We start from the raw sequence: 14880 nt of genomic DNA on the forward strand, positions 1-14880 counted from the left end.
GTCATCAATCTCTAGTATGATGGACGAATGGTTCGCAAATCACATTTTGATCCGCAGCGCGTGCGCGAGGAAATCGCGGTCGCGGCCGCGCGCCTGATCGCGGAAGACGGTCTCGACTACGCAACGGCCAAGCGCAAAGCGGCCCGGCAGGTGGTCGGGGAAAGCCGCGTCGCCGGCGAATGGCTGCCGGATAACGACCAGATCGAGGAAGAAATCCGCGAATACCAGTCGCTCTTCCAGGGCGACAGTCAGCCGGCGCTGTTGCGGCGCCTGCGGCGTATCGCGGTCGAATGGATGGAGCGGCTCGCGCCGTTCAATCCGTACCTGACGGGCGCCGTGCTCGGCGGCACGGCCGGCGAGCATTCCGACATTCACCTTCAGTTGTTCTGCGACGACCCGAAGGAAGTCGCCATCTACTTTCTGAACGCGAACATTCAGTACGACGTTTCGGAGACGCGCCATTTCGCCGGGCGCGGCTACGTCGAGACGCTGAGCTTCCTGTGGCGGTCGGCGAGCGAAGGACGCGACGCCGAACCCGTCGGGGTTCACGTCGCCCTTTACCAATCAGACGACCTGCGCGGCGCGGTCAAGGCCGACGCGCGCGGACGCACGGCGCGCGCGAATCTGCAGGCGGTTCAATTGCTGCTCGACGGCGGCGGCGTCGCACCTTCCACCAACTAGACACGCATGATGAACACCAGACGGATTCTCTTCGGCGTTTTCGTCGCCGTGATCGCGGCCGCGAGCGGCGTCGCGGCCAATCACTGGCTGAACGGCCGCCACCACGAGGGCGATGGCGTGAGCGATGTGGCGCAGACAGCGCAGCCCGCGTCAAAAGAAAGCGCCGTGGCGCAGCTTTGGGCGATGCCGGTCAAGACAGCCGACGGCAAGCCGGAATCGCTAACTGCGCTGAAGGGCCGGCCAATTGTCGTCAACTTCTGGGCGTCATGGTGCGGCCCCTGCGTCGAGGAAATGCCGGCGCTGTCGCAACTTCAGCGCGACTACGCGGGCAAAGGCATCCAGTTCGTCGGACTTGGCGTGGATTCGGAGAAAAACGTCCAGACATTCCTGCAAAAGGTGCAAGTCGCCTATCCAGTCTACGTGACGGGCTTTGGCGGCGCCGACCTCGCGCGGGCCTTCGGCAATACGGCGGGCGGGCTGCCATTCACCGTAGTCATCGATGCCAACGGCAACATTCGCGCGACAAAATTAGGCCAGATCGATCCAAAAGCGCTGAAACAGACGCTCGACTCGCTGTAAATTTCCTAATCTTTTGACATCCGTTTGCGGCGGAAAGGCGCGAAGTTACGCGGAAATCGCGCGGAATTGGGAGAAGTTGAACCGCCGCGCAGCCGTCAAAAGAGCGCTCACAACGCGCCGTCCGTGCAGGAAACTAGACAAGTTTCTCTAATCAGCGCTAAAGTGCGCCCAATTCCACGGAAAAAGAAGCGACCATGACGCGACTGCTGGTACTGCACGGCCCCAACCTCAATCTTCTCGGCACACGGGAACCCGAGGTTTATGGCCGCGTGACGCTCCCGCAGATCGATCAGGCGCTCGCCGATCGCGCAGCGGACGCCGGGGTTGAACTGGCGTCGTTCCAGAGCAACCACGAAGGCGCGCTCGTGGATCGCATCCAGTCCGCGCGCACCGAAAAGACCGATTTCATTCTGATCAATCCCGCCGCGTACACGCACACCAGCGTGGCGATTCGCGACGCGCTGGCGGGCGTCGGTATTCCGTTCGTCGAGATTCACCTGTCGAACGTGCATCGCCGCGAGCCGTTCAGGCACCACTCTTATTTTTCCGACCAGGCCGAAGGGGTGATCTGCGGTCTCGGCTGGAAGGGCTATCTGTACGCGCTCGAATTCGCGCTCGACCGGCTGGCGGCCGGTTCGTCGCGCAGCTGAATCAACAACACGTCTAATTTGCGCCGGCCGCCCACGCGCCGGCACTTCCACGCATTGAAAGGGGCTTCCTGATGGATCTACGTAAACTGAAAACTCTGATCGACCTGGTCTCGGAGTCCGGCATCTCCGAACTCGAAGTGACCGAGGGCGAAGGCAAGGTGCGCATCGTCAAGAATGCGCCGCCGGTTTACGTGCAACAGTCCCCTTCGTACGCGCCGCAGCAGTTCGCGCAGGGTGCGCCGGCCAACGGCGGCGAAGCTCCGGCCGCAGGCGCCGCGGCAGGCGCTCCGGCGACGCCGGCTGCAGCCGCTCCGCAGGGCCACGTCGTGACGTCGCCGATGGTCGGCACGTTCTATCGTGCGCCGTCGCCGGGCGCCGAGCCGTTCGTCCAGGTCGGCGATACGGTCAAGGAAGGCCAGACGATCTGCATCATCGAAGCGATGAAGCTGCTCAACGAAATCGAGTCGGACAAGTCCGGCGTCGTGAAGGAAATCCTCGTCGAAAACGGTCAGGCGGTGGAATACGGCCAGCCGCTGTTCGTGGTCGGCTAAGTGGCGCACCGCGGCGGCGCACCCGCGCCTTGCCGCGCGCATGCCGTTGCGCTCGCTGTGCCCCTTGCGTTACTGGCGCCCGTTGGGCACGGCGCGCATCCGATCTTCTGAGGCAGCCGGTGTTGTGAACAACCCGGCGCCCACTGATGAGTCGAAAACCCGCTATGTTTGAAAAAATCCTCATTGCCAATCGCGGCGAGATCGCGCTTCGTATCCAGCGCGCCTGCCGCGAACTCGGCGTCAAGACGGTCGTCGTCTATTCGGAAGCCGACAAGGAAGCCAAGTACGTGAAGCTCGCGGACGAGGCGGTCTGCATCGGCCCGGCGCCCTCGAATCTCAGCTACCTGAACATGCCGGCGCTGATCAGCGCGGCGGAAGTCACGGACGCCGAAGCGATCCACCCCGGCTACGGCTTCCTGTCGGAGAACGCCGACTTCGCCGAGCGTGTCGAGCAGTCCGGCTTCACCTTCATCGGCCCGCGCCCGGAAACGATCCGGATGATGGGCGACAAGGTGACCGCCAAGCAGACGATGATCAAAACCGGCGTGCCCTGCGTGCCGGGTTCGGAAGGCGCGTTGCCCGAAGATCCGAAAGAGATCGTGAAAATTGCGCGCCAGGTCGGCTATCCGGTCATCATCAAGGCGGCGGGCGGCGGCGGCGGCCGCGGCATGCGCGTGGTGCACACGGAAGCGGCGCTCGTCAACGCGGTCAACATGACGCGCGAAGAAGCCGGCCGCGCGTTCGGCAACCCGCAGGTCTACATGGAGAAATTCCTGGAGAACCCGCGGCACATCGAAATTCAGGTGCTGTCCGATTCGTTCAAGAACGCGGTCTGGCTCGGCGAGCGTGACTGCTCGATGCAGCGTCGTCACCAGAAGGTGATCGAGGAAGCGCCGGCGCCGGGCATCGCGCGCCGTCTGATCGACCGGATCGGCGATCGTTGCGCCGACGCCTGCAAGAAGATGGGCTATCTTGGCGCGGGTACGTTCGAGTTCCTGTACGAAAACGGCGAGTTCTACTTCATCGAAATGAACACGCGCGTGCAGGTCGAACACCCGGTGACGGAACTGATCACGGGCGTCGACATCGTGCAGGAACAGATCCGCATCGCGGCCGGCGAGAAGCTCGCGTTCCGTCAGCGCGACATCGTCTTCAAGGGCCATGCGATCGAATGCCGGATCAACGCCGAAGACCCGTTCAAGTTCATTCCGTCGCCGGGACGTTTGACGTCGTGGCACATGCCGGGCGGTCCCGGCATCCGCGTCGATTCGCATGCTTACAATGGCTATTTCGTGCCGCCGAACTATGATTCGATGATCGGCAAGCTGATCGCTTACGGCGCGACGCGCGAGCAGGCGATCAAGCGGATGCGCATTGCGCTGTCGGAAATGGTCGTGGAAGGCATTCAGACGAACATCCCGTTGCATCGCGAGTTGATGCTCGACGCGAAGTTCGTCGAAGGCGGCACGAGCATTCACTACCTCGAGAACCGGTTGGCCGCGAAGCAGCAGGCCGCGCCGGAAGAAGCGTAAGTCATGAGTTACCGGGAACTGGTCGCCGAACTGGCACGCGAGCACGCGGAGGAATTGTCCGACGCGCTGCTCGAGTTGGGCGCGCTGTCGGTGTCCGTGGAAGATGCGGACGCCGACACGCCCGATGAGCAGCCGCTCTTCGGCGAGCCCGGTCTCACGCCCGATCGCACCGCATGGCAGCATTCGCGCGTGATCGCGCTGCTTGCGCAAGAGCATGATCCCGCGGTGCTGCTCGCGGCGGCATCGAATGAAATCGGTCTTGCGGAAGCGCCGGCTTTCACAGTGCGTGAAGTCGAGGAACAGGACTGGGTTCGGCTCACGCAGTCGCAATTCGATCCGATTCCGATTGGCGAGCGGATCTGGGTCGTGCCGTCGTGGCACGACGCGCCGGACCCGAACGCGCTGATACTCGAACTCGATCCGGGCCTTGCGTTCGGCACGGGCAGCCATCCGACCACGCGTTTGTGCATGGAATGGCTGGAGCAATCGGTGCAGCCCGGACAGTCCGTGCTCGACTACGGATGCGGCTCCGGCATCCTCGCGATTCTCGCCAAAAAGTGCGGCGCGAATCCGGTGTACGGCATCGACATCGATCCGCAAGCGGTCGAGTCGGCGCGTCACAACAGCGAGCGCAACCGCGCTGAAGTTACCTACGGCTTACCCGACGAATGTCCGACCGGTGAATTCGAGATTGTGGTCGCCAATATCCTGTCCAATCCGCTCAAGCTGATGGCGTCGATGCTGTCGTCGAAGGTCAAACCCGGTGGACGGATCGCATTGTCCGGCATCCTGGCGCGCCAGGCCGACGAAGTCGCGCAGGTGTACGCACGGTGGATCGACATCGGCGTATGGCGCGAACACGAAGGCTGGGTATGCTTAACGGGAACGCGTCGCGAAAGCCATTAGAATAAGGCGCATTGTCCAACCAACGGCCTCCTGGCTAACCGGCTCACTATGCTTCTGGCAACGCGCTGCCCCTTCTGCGAAACCGTTTTCCGCCTGCAACCGGCGCAGCTCGCGCTGCGTCGCGGGCTCGTGCGCTGTGGGCAGTGCCACGAAGTATTCGATGCATCCGGCAGCCTCTACGACATCAGCGAAGCCGGCGACTTCTCCACTGCAAGACAGGTCTCCGCAGCCGCGGCCATGGAGGCGCTTTCGGGCGCGCGCCCGAGCAGCGCCGACTTCAGCCCCTCAGCGTGGGACCCGTGGGCGCCGAGACCCACGCCGCTCTTCGAGGAACGCCTCAGGCACAACGCAGAGAACGTCTCGGCGCAGCCGCGCTACGTGGGCGCAGGTCCATCGGCGGCAGCGGATGCAGTGGGTGCTGCGCCGAAGGAACCGCGCTTGCCCGCAGGCAGCGCGCCGACAGCTGCAGCCGATCACGAACCGCTGCTCGCGGACGCACCGCTCGAACCGTTCGCGTATGACACGGAACCGGCAAGCGAACCGGCAAACGAACCAGCAACGCAGCCGCCCGCCGGCGAAGCACCGCGCGTCTGGCACAAGACAGAGCGCGCTCCCGGCTCCGAGCCCGACGAACCGGTGCTGAACGAGTCGGCAAGTTTCCACGGATTCCCCGACAACGAACCGCATTTCGGCACGACCGGCGTAGGCGCGGCCGGCCTCGGCACAACGCATCCGCACCCGCATTTCGACGACGATCTCGATCTGCGCGGCCCGGCACGCGCGGCAGCCACGCCGGACGGCGAGCCGTTCTCCGTGCAGCCGGTCAACGACGACGCCGATCCGTTCCCCGTGGTGCGCGAAACGCGCCCTGCCGAGCCGCGCCGCCTCGCGTGGATCATCGGCGGATCGGTGGCGGCGGGACTGCTCGTCATCGCGTTGCTGGCGCAGCTCGCGTGGTGGCAACGCGAAACGGTGCTCGTCTATATGCCGCGCAGCCAGGCGCTGTACACGAAGGTATGCGCGCAACTCGGTTGCCAGGTCACGGCGCCGCACGACATCGACGGTCTGCAGGTCGAGCCGTCCGATCTGCGGCAAGTCGACGGGCCGCATAAGCTCGAGTTGCGCATGCCGCTGCGCAACCGCTTTAACGTCGCGCTCGCCTACCCGGCGATCGAACTCACGCTGCTCGACGACCAGAACAACATCGCGCTGCGCCGCGTGCTGTTTCCGCAAGACTACGTGGCGCCGGGCACGCCGATCGCAGCCGGCCTGCCGCCGCACATGACGCAAACCATGATCGTGCGCCTCGATACGGGCAACGCGGTCGCGTCGAATTTCCGCGTACAGATTTTCTATCCGTAACGCATCCCCGCGCGTCCGGCTCGATTCGGGCGCGCTCACCGTCGTCACAGACGAACTTTCGGAGCACAACAACATGAGTCAAGTCACGCTGGGTGGTAACCCGATCGAAGTAGCCGGCAGCTTTCCGTCGGCCGGCCAGACCGCGCCTGCCTTCTCGCTGGTCGGCAAGGATTTGAAACCGTTGTCGCTCGCCGATTTCGCGGGCAAGCGCAAGGTGCTGAACATCGTCCCGAGCCTCGACACGCCGACCTGCGCGACGTCCACCCGCAAGTTCAACGAAGCCGCCGCGAAGCTCAGCAACACGGCCGTGATCGTCGTGTCGGGCGATCTGCCGTTTGCGGCGTCGCGCTTTTGCACGACCGAAGGCATCGAGAACGTCGTGACGGCCTCGACGTTCCGCGGCCATGACTTCGCGCAGGCGTACGGCGTCGACGTCACCAGCGGTCCGTTGACGGGCCTCACCGCGCGCGCCGTCGTCGTGATCGACGAGAACGACAAGGTCGTTCACTCGGAACTGGTCAGCGAGATCAAGAACGAACCGAACTACGACGCAGCACTCGCCGCGCTGAAGTAAAACCTCGGCGTAGCAGACTCCGGCGCCGCGCTCCACGCGCGGCGCTTTCACATCGTCACCCCGATTTCTTCATTCTTTTTTTACAGGAACGCTCGCCTTGGCTACGCTGATTTGCGGCTCGCTCGCCTACGACAACATCATGACTTTCGAAGGCCGGTTCCGGGAGCACATCCTGCCGGAGCAGGTCCACATCCTGAACGTGAGTTTTCTGGTGCCGACGATGCGCCGCGAGTTCGGCGGCTGCGCGGGCAACATCGCCTATTCGCTGAATCTGCTCGGCGGCGACGCGCGCATCATGGGCACGCTCGGCGAGGTCGACGCGCAGCTTTACATGGACCGCTTCAGGCAGCTCGGGCTGTCGACGGAAAACGTGCTGGTCGTGCCGGGCACCTATTCGGCGCAGGCGATGATCACCACCGACCTCGAGAACAACCAGATCACCGCGTTCCATCCGGGCGCGATGATGCAGTCGCATCTGAACCGCGCGGACGAAGCGAAGGACATCACGCTCGGCATCGTCGCGCCGGACGGCTACGACGGCATGATCCAGCACGCCGAGCATCTTGCCGCAGCGGGCGTGCCGTTTATCTTCGATCCGGGCCAAGGACTGCCGCTCTTCGACGGTGCTGCACTGCGGCGCATGATTGAACTTGCGACCTATGTAGCTGTCAACGATTACGAAGCCAAACTTGTGAGCAACAAGACGGGTTGGTCGATCGAGGAGATCGCCGGCAAGGTCGAAGCGCTCATCGTCACGCTCGGCGAACACGGTGCGCAGATTCATCATGCGGGCGGCGTCGAAGACATTCCCGCCGTCAAGGCACAGCAGGTGCTCGACCCGACAGGATGCGGCGACGCGTTTCGCGGCGGCTTGCTGTACGGCATCGAAAAGAAGCTCGGCTGGGCGACCACGGGCCGTCTCGCGAGCCTGATGGGCGCGCTGAAGATCGAACAGCAGGGTCCGCAAAACTACGCGCCCACCCGGGCGCAGATCAACGAACGGTTCAAGCAGGCGTTCGGGTACGACCTGCCGTAATACCGAAAGCTATTGGAGTTAGGGAATGAGAACAACGAGTCGCCTGATAGTGGCCGCCTTGATCGCCGGTTCGCTGGCCATGTCGGGGTGTGCGTATAACAGCAGTTCCGCCGACGTCTACACCGCGTCGCAGGCGCAGCGCGAGGAAACGGTCCGCATGGGCATGGTCGACAGCGTGCGCGCCGTCAAGATCAGCTCGAACAACGGTCAGCCGAGCGGCCTCGGTGCGATCGGCGGCGGCGCGCTCGGCGCGGTGGCCGGCAGCACTATCGGCGGCGGCACGGGCTCGATCGTCACCGGCATTATTGGCGGTCTGGCGGGTGCGGTGGCGGGCAACTCGGTCGAGAACCGGGTGGCCGTGCGCGACGGTCTGGAAATTACCGTGCGGCTCGATAACGGCGACATTCGCGCGATCACGCAAAGCTCAACCGGCGAGATTTTCCGCGCCGGCGACCGCGTCCGGCTGCTTTCCAGCGGCGGCGTCACACGCGTCACGCACTAAGCTTTCCCCTCTCGAGCGGCCAGCTTCATGCGGCCGCATCGACCTCACACGCATGCCCTCCCCTGTGCATGCGTTTTTTTTCGCCTGCGCATTCGTGCTGCTTCCGTTTGTATCGACTCGTACGGACGAAAAAAATCCCGTCGCCGAAACCGGCAACGGGATCCTGACCGAGTAGCGCTCGCGAGACTGCGTGAAGCGCTACTCGATCATCGACACATCATGCGATGCGTCGAAGTACTGCTACCGCTGAACAGCCCGATTACGGGCGGCTGCCCGTCGGGAACGGCCATGCTGCTGCCGGGTTCAGCGCGGTCTTCACCGTTGCTGCCGGTGCGCTCGAAACGGAAGTCGCAGCGGGTGCAGGTGCAGCCTTCTTGGCAACAGCCTTCTTCGCAGGCGCGGCCTTCTTCGCAGGAGCAGCAGCGGCCTTCTTCGCAGGAGCAGCCTTCTTGGCAGGCGCAGCCTTTTTAGCAGCAGCCTTCTTCGCAGGCGCAGCCTTCTTGGCAGCAGCCTTCTTGGCAGGCGCGGCTTTCTTCGCAGCAGCCTTCTTCGCAGGCGCGGCCTTCTTCGCAGCAGCCTTCTTGGCCGGCGCTGCCTTCTTCGCAGTCGCCTTCTTGGCCGGTGCAGCCTTCTTCGCTGCAGCCTTCTTCGCCGGCGCTGCCTTCTTCGCTGCTACCTTCTTGGCCGGTGCTGCTTTCTTCGCTACGGTCTTCTTGGCCGGCGCAGCCTTCTTCGCTGCTACCTTCTTCGCCGGCGCTGCCTTCTTCGCCGCTACCTTCTTAGCCGGAGCAGCCTTCTTCGCTGCTACCTTCTTGGCCGGTGCGGCCTTCTTCGCCGGAGCTGCCTTCTTTGCTGCGACCTTCTTTGCTGCAGGCTTCTTAGCGGCGGCTTTCTTTGCAGTTGCCATCATTTTCTCCTTCAGGTTTTCAGATGAGAGTCAGTTCAAACTACACCCTTCGTCAAAACCCGCTTCCCGCGGACGCTTCTCAGGGCGCGCGCTACGAAGCGGGCTATTCATCGGCGTACGCAGGTGCCGCGCGCTTACGCTAATGAATGCGGTAAGGCGCGCCGTGCCGCAAGGCACCGCGCGCCAAATGTCATCGGCGTTGGAAATCAACGCCGGCAATTGCTTGATCGAGCCGACGGCGATACCGCCGACGGCTTTTTCCGGGGGGAAGTTTGCCCATCCCACTGAAGGGTTCGCAAAGTGCCGGTCATGTTTGTGGGCCGCGAAGGCACGCGGCGCACGAGGCACGCTTTGCATCAGGCGGTTCAGCTCCTAAACATAATCGCCGCAGCCGAAGCCACGGCATCCCCATCGATGAATACATCGCGGTACGAACCCGGATCACTCCCAGGTCAGCGCGCCGCCAGTCTGATATTCGATCACACGCGTCTCGAAGAAGTTGCGTTCCTTCTTCAGGTCGATCATCTCGCTCATCCACGGGAACGGGTTTTCCTCGTTCGGGTACAGCGGATCGAGACCGATCTGCTGGCAACGGCGGTTGCAGATGAAGCGCAGATAGCTCTTGAACATCGACGCATTGAGGCCGAGCACCCCGCGCGGCATCGTGTCTTCTGCGTAACGATATTCGAGCTCGACCGCTTGCTGGAAGATCTCGCGGATTTCCGCGCGGAACTCAGCCGTCCAGAGTTGCGGGTTTTCGAGTTTGATCTGGTTGATCAGGTCGATGCCGAAGTTGCAGTGCATCGACTCGTCGCGCAGGATGTACTGATACTGTTCCGCCGCGCCGGTCATCTTGTTCTGGCGGCCGAGCGCCAGGATTTGCGTAAAGCCGACGTAGAAGAAGAGGCCTTCCATCACACAGGCGAACACGATCAGCGAGCGAAGCAGAGTCTGGTCTGTCTCGAGCGTGCCGGTCTTGAAGCCCGGATCGGTCAGCACATTGATGTACGGAATCAGGAACTCGTCTTTCGCGCGGATCGAGGGAACCTCGTGATACGCGTTGAAGATCTCGCCTTCGTCCAGACCCAGCGATTCGACGATGTACTGGTATGCGTGTGTGTGGATCGCCTCTTCGAACGCCTGGCGCAGCAGGAACTGGCGGCATTCGGGCGCCGTGATATGGCGGTAGGTGCCCAGCACGATATTGTTGGCGGCGAGGGAATCGGCCGTCACGAAGAAGCCCAGGTTGCGCTTGACGACGCGGCGCTCGTCTTCGGTCAGACCGTTCGGGTCTTTCCAGAGGGCGATGTCGCGCGACATGTTCACTTCTTGTGGCATCCAGTGGTTGGCGCAACCAGCCAGATACTTTTCCCAGGCCCACTTGTATTTGAACGGCACCAACTGATTGACGTCGGTCTGGCCGTTGATGATGCGCTTGTCGGCGACATTCACCCGCGCTTCGGAAACGGCAGCCGTTCCAGCAGCACGAGCAACGTTAGCAGCGGGAGCGACAGCGATGTCGTTCGCGAAGATGTCTGAAGCCGAGGGAGCATGAGGAGCGGAACGCGTTTCGACTTGCGAACCGACAGCCGATCCCGCAGCGTTGCGCAACACGTTCTGTTGCGTAGCGCTCGAGGGAGTTACGGCAGTGATCTCGTCATCCCAGTTGAGCATAAATGTCACCATCAATTTAGAACGGTTTGTACCATCTTTTCACGAGCGATAAAAGAGTCCGCTTGCGAAAAATCCTGTTTTCGATTCGCGTTGCTACGTTCATACAACACTTTGTTCAACAGACTGTGAACGTTGCCTTGAGTGATGCGACTTCAAGCTGTGTCGTCGAGGTGCTTCGCGAGCTCGAAGAGCAACGTGTCCGAGCGACGTTTCGCTGCTCTATCTATCTGTATTGCGGAGTGCGGTTGCTGTGTACTGCACTTCGATGCGCACTTCGATGCGCGTTGCGGGTTCGTCCGCGTTAGCGAGATGAAGTTCAATGCGATGTCGCGCGATGCATGTGGCCAGTTGCGTTGTTCGCTGCGTCGTTTCATCGCTGCATCATTTCATCGCTGCGTCGCTGCGTTGATTGAAGCGTTGGTGAAGCGGCGATTGAAGCGGCGGGTCTTGCAGTCGGTGTCGTCTTGCGCGCTTCGTGACATGTCGACTCGTTGCTTCTCTACTTCACTTTGCAACGGTCCGACGATGAGCGGTGCGGCGTTCGACTTCATCCACCTTGCTTGCCGCGCCGCTCGTCGGCTTATCTCTGCTTCATCTCTATCAGGTTCGTCGATCGCTGCATGCGGGTCATTACCTAGAACGCTTCAGCAAACAACGAACCTGCTTACTGCGACTACTCACTGCGACTGCTCGCTCTTGCCGCTTACTGGCAAGCCTCGCACTCGTCGAAGCCAGGATCGCCCGGACGCATCATGCACACGGGACCGTCCGCTTCGGGCGCTGCTTCCACTGCAACTGCCGGCGCTGCCGCTGCCGCCGCCGCTGCCTGGAAACCGCCGACACCCGCACCGCCGCTCACGCCGAAGCCACCTGCCGCGCCGCCGCCGACACCACCGGCACCGCCCGCACCTTCGCCGCCGCCCGAACTCACTGCGTTCAACGCGCCGTGAGCGACCGTCGACTTCTCGACGTGCGTGGCCGCCATCGTGCGCAGGTAGTACGTGGTCTTCAGACCGCGCACCCATGCGAGCTTGTAGATCTCGTCGAGCTTCTTACCCGATGCGCCGCCCATGTAGATGTTCAGCGACTGCGCCTGGTCGATCCACTTCTGACGACGCGACGCCGCTTCGACCAGCCACTTCGGATCGACTTCGAACGCGGTCGCGTAGATCGCGCGGAGGTCCGCCGGAATACGGTCGATGCGCGAGAGCGTGCCGTCGAAGTACTTCAGGTCGGCGACCATCACTTCGTCCCACAGACCGCGTGCCTTCAGGTCGCGCACCAGGTAGTCGTTGACCACCGTGAATTCGCCCGACAGGTTCGACTTCACATACAGGTTCTGGAACGTCGGCTCGATGCAGGCCGACACGCCGATGATGTTCGAGATGGTCGCGGTCGGCGCGATCGCGATGCAGTTCGAGTTGCGCATGCCGTAGGTGGCGATGCGCTGACGCAGTTCGGTCCAGTCCATCGACTCGCTCGAATCGACTTCGACATAGCCGCCGCGCGCGTCGGCCAGCAGCTTGACCGAGTCTTGCGGAAGAATGCCGCGATCCCACAGCGAGCCGCGATAGCTCGAGTAACGGCCGCGCTCCTGCGCCAGTTCCGTCGACGCGTAGTAAGCGTAGTAGCAGACCGCTTCCATCGACGTGTCGGCGAACTTCACCGCTTCTTCCGACGCGTACGGCGTGCGCAGCAGATGCAGGCAGTCCTGGAAGCCCATGATGCCCATGCCGACCGGACGGTGCTTCAGGTTCGAGTTACGCGCCTTGGCGACTGCGTAGTAGTTGATGTCGATTACGTTGTCGAGCATGCGCATCGCGACGCTGACGGTGCGCTTGAGCTTGTCGTGGTCGAGCACGAGCGTGCCGTCGGCCTGTTCCTTCAGATGCGCGACGAGGTTCACCGAGCCCAGGTTGCAGACGGCGATTTCAGCGTCGCTCGTGTTCAGCGTGATTTCGGTGCACAGGTTCGACGAGTGGACGACGCCGACGTGCTGTTGCGGCGAGCGCACATTGCACGGGTCCTTGAACGTGATCCACGGATGGCCGGTTTCGAACAGCATGCCGAGCATCTTGCGCCACAGTTGCGCCGCCGGAACCTTCTTGAAGAGCTTGATCTCGCCGCGCGCGACCTTGTCTTCGTAAGCCGTGTAAGCCGCTTCGAACTCGGCGCCGAACTTGTCGTGCAGATCCGGGCAGGTGGACGGCGAGAACAGCGTCCAGTCGCCGCCTTCCATCACGCGCTTCATGAACAGGTCGGGAATCCAGTTCGCCGTGTTCATGTCGTGCGTGCGGCGACGGTCGTCGCCGGTGTTCTTGCGCAGCTCCAGGAATTCTTCGATGTCGAGGTGCCACGTTTCCAGGTACGCGCACACTGCGCCCTTGCGCTTGCCGCCCTGGTTCACGGCGACGGCCGTATCGTTGACGACCTTCAGGAACGGCACGACGCCTTGCGACTTGCCATTGGTGCCCTTGATGTGCGAGCCAAGCGCACGCACACGCGTCCAGTCGTTGCCGAGGCCGCCGGCGAACTTCGAGAGCAGCGCGTTTTCCTTCAGCGCTTCGTAGATACCGTCGAGGTCGTCGTCGACCGTCGTCAGGTAGCACGACGACAGTTGTGAGCGGCGCGTGCCCGAGTTGAACAGCGTCGGCGTGGACGACATGAAGTCGAAGCTCGACAGCACGTTGTAGAACTCGATCGCGCGCGCTTCGCGGTCGATCTCGTTCAGCGACAGGCCCATTGCGACACGCATAAAGAATGCCTGGGGCATTTCGATACGCACGCCGTCGTGATGCAGGAAGTAGCGGTCGTACAGCGTTTGCAGACCGAGGTAGCCGAACTGCAGGTCGCGGTTGTTATCGAGCGCGGCGCCCAGACGCTTCAGGTCGAACTGCAGCAGCTTGTCGTCGAGCAACTCGGCTTGCACGCCGCGCTTGATGACCTGCGGGAAGTACTCGGCGTAACGCTCGCCCATTTCGGCTTGCGTGACTTCTTCTTCGAGAATCTCGCGGCGGATCGTGTGCAGCAGAATGCGCGCGGTGACCTGGCTGTAAGCCGGATCTTTTTCGATCATCGTGCGAGCGGCCAGGATCGCCGAGTCGTAGACCTGGCTCATCGGCACGCCGTCGTACAGATTCTTGACCGTTTCAGCGACGATCGGCTCGGCGCTCACGGCGTCACCCAGGTTCGCGCAAGCGGACTCGATGATGCCGCGCAACGCAGCCATGTCGAGCGGACGCGACACGCCGTTGTCGGTAACGGTGAGGCCCGGCGTGCTGCCGGCCACCTGCTCGTCATGACCGCGCGCCTGGGTGCGCTTCTCGCGATACAGCACGTAAGCACGCGCGACGTTGTGCTCGCCGCCGCGCATCAGCGCGAGTTCGACCTGATCCTGAATGTCTTCGATATGGAACGTGCCGCCGTTCGGACGGCTGCGCACCAGCGCGCGCACCACGTTCTGCGTGAGTTGCTCGACCAGTTCGCGCACGCGTGCGGATGCCGCGCCCTGACCACCGTTGACAGCGAGGAATGCCTTCGTCACGGCGATGGCGATCTTCGACGGCTCGAACGACACCACGCTGCCGTTGCGGCGGATCACCTTATAGTCGGCGTACGTCGCTTGCGGCGCGAGCGCCTGGGCGCCTTGTGCCTGGCCGAAAGCCTGGCCAGTCGGTGATCCCTCATACCGGGTCGTCGCGTTGTCGGTGGTTTGCATGTGCAAAGCTCCTGGTCCTGGAAATGTTGCGGCGAGTGCCGCGGATTAAAACGAACGCTGCGCCGCGTGCGCGAGCGATGGGGTGCAGGAAAGAGGCCGGCCTCGGCGGCTGACGGAATGCGACTGCGATGAAGCCTGATTCGAATTCGTAACGGTCTTCGTCGTAGTTCTCGCGATCACTCTCAGCCCCTTTCCTGATGCTTATGGT

Annotated in this window: 14 protein-coding genes; 10 read left to right on the forward strand and 4 right to left on the reverse strand. The window is 62.7% G+C overall.

Annotated elements, in window-relative coordinates:
- Nucleotides 1-27 precede the first annotated feature (27 nt).
- The 10 genes from AB6809_RS28975 to AB6809_RS29020 all read left to right on the forward strand — a co-directional run bounded on the left by AB6809_RS28975 (nt 28) and on the right by AB6809_RS29020 (nt 8373).
- On the forward strand, nt 28-681 hold the full coding sequence (locus tag AB6809_RS28975; protein WP_006051863.1) for a hypothetical protein: 654 nt from the start codon (nt 28-30) through the stop codon (nt 679-681).
- A 9-nt stretch (nt 682-690) separates the two neighbouring features.
- Entirely contained in the window at nt 691-1260 is a 570-nt protein-coding gene (locus AB6809_RS28980; RefSeq protein WP_371027739.1) for a TlpA family protein disulfide reductase, read from the forward strand.
- 194 nt (nt 1261-1454) lie between these two features.
- Entirely contained in the window at nt 1455-1910 is a 456-nt protein-coding gene (aroQ, locus tag AB6809_RS28985) for a type II 3-dehydroquinate dehydratase (RefSeq protein ID WP_027802281.1), read from the forward strand.
- 71 nt (nt 1911-1981) lie between these two features.
- Entirely contained in the window at nt 1982-2461 is a 480-nt protein-coding gene (accB, locus tag AB6809_RS28990) for an acetyl-CoA carboxylase biotin carboxyl carrier protein (protein WP_006051860.1), read from the forward strand.
- A gap of 164 nt (nt 2462-2625) precedes the next feature.
- Entirely contained in the window at nt 2626-3993 is a 1368-nt protein-coding gene (gene accC, locus AB6809_RS28995; protein WP_006051859.1) for an acetyl-CoA carboxylase biotin carboxylase subunit, read from the forward strand.
- A 3-nt stretch (nt 3994-3996) separates the two neighbouring features.
- Nucleotides 3997-4899: a 50S ribosomal protein L11 methyltransferase gene (gene prmA / locus AB6809_RS29000; RefSeq protein WP_029971492.1), complete on the forward strand. Its 903-nt coding sequence runs from the start codon at nt 3997-3999 to the stop codon at nt 4897-4899.
- A gap of 48 nt (nt 4900-4947) precedes the next feature.
- Nucleotides 4948-6261, forward strand: a complete 1314-nt coding sequence (locus tag AB6809_RS29005) for a DUF3426 domain-containing protein (protein WP_029971493.1) — start codon at nt 4948-4950, stop codon at nt 6259-6261.
- 73 nt (nt 6262-6334) lie between these two features.
- On the forward strand, nt 6335-6835 hold the full coding sequence (gene tpx, locus AB6809_RS29010) for a thiol peroxidase (protein ID WP_006051856.1): 501 nt from the start codon (nt 6335-6337) through the stop codon (nt 6833-6835).
- Between the two features lie 97 nt (nt 6836-6932).
- Nucleotides 6933-7871 carry a carbohydrate kinase family protein gene (locus tag AB6809_RS29015; protein ID WP_006051855.1) on the forward strand — a complete coding sequence of 313 codons (939 nt, stop codon included), beginning with the start codon at nt 6933-6935 and terminating at the stop codon, nt 7869-7871.
- Between the two features lie 25 nt (nt 7872-7896).
- On the forward strand, nt 7897-8373 hold the full coding sequence (locus AB6809_RS29020) for a glycine zipper 2TM domain-containing protein (RefSeq protein ID WP_006051854.1): 477 nt from the start codon (nt 7897-7899) through the stop codon (nt 8371-8373).
- Nucleotides 8374-8632: 259 nt separating this feature from the next.
- Here the strand turns inward: AB6809_RS29020 and AB6809_RS29025 are convergent, their stop codons facing one another.
- The 4 genes from AB6809_RS29025 to AB6809_RS29040 form a co-directional block, all read right to left on the reverse strand.
- Nucleotides 8633-9280, reverse strand: a complete 648-nt coding sequence (locus tag AB6809_RS29025) for a histone H1-like DNA-binding protein (RefSeq protein ID WP_029971494.1) — start codon at nt 9278-9280, stop codon at nt 8633-8635.
- 30 nt (nt 9281-9310) lie between these two features.
- Nucleotides 9311-9637 (reverse strand): hypothetical protein, encoded by a 327-nt coding sequence (locus tag AB6809_RS29030; protein ID WP_006051851.1) that lies wholly within the window; start codon nt 9635-9637, stop codon nt 9311-9313.
- Nucleotides 9638-9721: 84 nt separating this feature from the next.
- Nucleotides 9722-10954: a ribonucleotide-diphosphate reductase subunit beta gene (locus AB6809_RS29035; RefSeq protein ID WP_081653099.1), complete on the reverse strand. Its 1233-nt coding sequence runs from the start codon at nt 10952-10954 to the stop codon at nt 9722-9724.
- A gap of 703 nt (nt 10955-11657) precedes the next feature.
- The gene (locus tag AB6809_RS29040; protein ID WP_371027723.1) at nt 11658-14672 is read right to left on the reverse strand and encodes a ribonucleoside-diphosphate reductase subunit alpha; all 3015 of its coding nucleotides are present in this window, start codon (nt 14670-14672) and stop codon (nt 11658-11660) included.
- Between the last annotated feature and the right edge of the window lie 208 nt (nt 14673-14880).

This window comes from Paraburkholderia sp. RCC_158, from assembly GCF_041355255.1.
Lineage (GTDB): Bacteria > Pseudomonadota > Gammaproteobacteria > Burkholderiales > Burkholderiaceae > Paraburkholderia > Paraburkholderia graminis.